Raw genomic sequence first — 3,161 nt, 5'->3', positions numbered from 1 at the left:
GAGCTGGAGCTGAGTAAACTGAACCCGATGCAGCAACTGGCGTTACAGGCCGCAGAGCAGGACAGCGCCGAACGTAAAAACCAGCTACGCCCGCAGGTCGCCAGTATGGCGCTGGATGCCAGCGGCAAACTCTCAGTGACCGATTCCGTCTCTGATAACCTGCGTAATATCCTGAATGAAACCGTCGCCAGCCCACGTCACCGCTGGCATGCGCACCACGCCAGCCCGGATAACAGCCAGCATCTGCTGATGGATCATAATGGCCGGGTGTTCAGTTTGCAGGGGTCAAAAACCGCCTTTATCGGCCTGACGCAAAGCGTTCCGCTGTCCGATGGGCAGCAGGATGGCGCATCCGCCCTTGCCCGGCTGACCGAGCCCCAAACTGCTGCTCAGCACAATATGACGATGCCAGGTGATGCCATCCATGCGCAGCTGACCGGCATTTTCAGTCATCAGCGTAAGCAGGGCAGCACACAGACTGAAGAGCATATTCGTGAGCATGGTGGCCGTCTCTATCGCCTTGATGAAAGTAAAATGCACTGGGATCAGGTGGATAAAGATGAAGAGAAAAGCTTTAGCAAACTGACCAAACAGCCTGGCGGTATGATGTTCGCGGTGCACGATAAAAAAACGCTGCACAACCTTTCCAGTGGCGAAAAGTCGGAAAAGTTTAAAGAGAAGATTACCGGTTACTGCACCAACCCACGCGGCGAAGCGCTGCTGCTGCTCAGTGATGAGAAAACCACCCAACAATCGGTAAAATTTCTGACTGAGCTGGGCGCCAAAAAAGAGGCGCAGCAAAGCATTACGCTGAAAACACCTGCCGGAGAAAACAGCGAAACGTTTCATGCCACCGGCATCGCGATGCACGATGACCAGCTGCTGGCGATTGGCAGCAATGGAAAACTATACCGCGCCGCGGCACCTGCGGCGGGTGACACAGAGGCGTTGCTGCAAGAAGACAGCGAAATAACCGCACAGCTCGCCAGCCATTTCGGGGAGAAATTTACCCTCGAAGGTTTTCTTAATAATGATGACGGCAGCCTGCTGGCGCTGGTAAAAGACGAAAATAATCAGAAACATGCCTGCGCTCAGAACGCTAATGGCGTCTTCCTGCCACAATGGAACCTGAGCGCCAGCCTGGTAATGGATCATCATGAAGGTCTGTTGCAGCCGCGCCCGCTGCCGCAGGATATCGTCGATCTTGGACGGCTCGGCCAGATGATGCTGCACGATGGCAAAGTACATGCCTTTAATAAAAACTCCCAGCGCTGGGAAGCCAGCTCAGAAAGTGCCGACAGCATTAAGCGCGGCCAGGATGGTCAGGCGTATATTCTGAAAGACGGCATCCCGGCACGCGTCAAAAACAGCATAAAAAGTGACAGCATCGGTGGCGTCAGCAATCCGTTTATTATGCGCCAGATGAAGAATAACCTTGCGACGGAACCGCCGCTGCCAGGCATCAACAGTCACAACAAAGCCAGCGCCATTGCGCCGCTGGATGCCGAACGTTTTGTCGCCCTGACGGAAAAAGGCGAGCTGCAATTTCACCGTAATCAGGCGGGCAGCCGTCAGCCGGATAAATTAGTAAAAACGCTGAGCAAAGACGGCATCGAAAACTATCTGCCCGACACGCTGGCAGGCACCGCCCTCAGCCTGCCGGCAAACGGTCATGGCAATACCCTGACCGATATCGCCATGGATCAACAGCAGTCGCTGTACGCGCTGGATAAACAGGGCAAGCTGTATACCCTGCCGAAAGAAGAGTGGCAGACAGAAAGTGCGACCCCGGCCTGGCAACCGGTGGCGCTGCCTGACGGGCTGACGGTGCTGGACAGCCTGCATAATGTGTCGGATGGGTCACTGATGGTCGCCGACCGCGATGGGCGCAGCGCCATCTTGCAGCTGGCTGGCACACGCCTGAATGCCAATGTTAAACAGGGTAATACTGAGCCGCGCCCATCGGGCGAACCCGTCACCGCCCCAGCCGTGAATAATCAGAATGCGCAGCAGATTGCCGATACCAACCGCTGGCTGGTGCAGCCGGATTATGATCCGGAGAAAAAGCTGGAAGCCAAATCACACCGCCGCCGGGTAGAAAAAGCCTGGGAACGGCTGGATACCGCCACCAAAAGTACCCGCGTTATGGGCATGACCATGAAACGCGAGGTCAATCTGCTCGGCATGACCGGGCGCGATGGCAACCATATTAACAGCCGGCTGCGCGATCGACTGCGCGCTCACGTCATTAATCCCACGCTAAGCACCCCGCGACCGGTTAAAAACGCCGGCTATATGATGCAGCACAGCTGGCAAGGTCGCGAGGGTCTGCGCCCGCTGTATGAACATCAGGCCAGCCTGCATCATCAAATGAAAACGCTGATCGCGCAGCACCCTCCCGCGCAACCGCGCGGCAATCTGATGGATCGCCTTGAGGCACTGAAAGAAAAGCATTTTGATCAAACGTTGATCGACAACCTGCAACAGTTCAGCGATGGCGTCACTGACAGCGCACGCCATCATGCCAGTTTGCTTGGTCAGCACAGCGGCGCGCTGAAAGCTGACCGCACCGCTACCGAAGATTTCTCACCGTCACGTTTCACCGCCCTGAGTCAGGCAATGAATATCAACAGTGATGACCGCAATCTGGTTGCCGATCTTTCTGCACTCTATCAGCGCTACCCGATGCGCGCCGAAAATGACAGTCACAGTCTGATGGACAGCTTACAGCAGCAAGGGGTGGTGGTGCGGCATCAGAAACCACAACCGCCGATGAATCGTCAACGCGATCCGTTTGATGATATGAGTCTGTCTAAGTCGCGGCTGATTCTTGATGGCCTGACGATGAGCAAGCTGCACGACATGGTGGATGAAATGGAGCGGCTGGCTGACGATCCCCACGCCGTCGCGACGCATTCACCGGATCTACAGCAGCGATTTCGCCTGTTGCGCGACGACACTTACGGCGAGGACCCGGTCCGCAAGGCCACCAGTCAGGGCTTTGTCAGCAACAAACAGCTGGAAGCCTGTTACGACGCCATTAAATCGATGACTAAAGCGTTCAGCAAACCGCATCATGGGGTAAGTATGACCACCCGCACGGTGCTGAAAGCCAGTAACCCACAGCAGATGAGTGAGCGTTTGCACCGGACTCTTACCTC

1 protein-coding gene is annotated in these 3,161 nt (G+C 55.9%); it reads left to right on the top strand.

Going from position 1 to position 3,161, the window contains the following annotated elements; all coding sequences use genetic code 11:
* Positions 1–3,161, top strand: a 3,161-nt coding sequence (locus NG42_RS22880) for an AvrE-family type 3 secretion system effector (protein ID WP_052898348.1), incomplete at both ends; no start/stop codon positions are given.

It is taken from the genome of Winslowiella iniecta, assembly GCF_001267535.1.
In the GTDB taxonomy this organism is placed as follows: Bacteria; Pseudomonadota; Gammaproteobacteria; order Enterobacterales; family Enterobacteriaceae; genus Erwinia; species Erwinia iniecta.
Note: the sequence above shows the minus strand (reverse complement) of the source record. Positions and strands in the feature narration are given on the sequence as shown.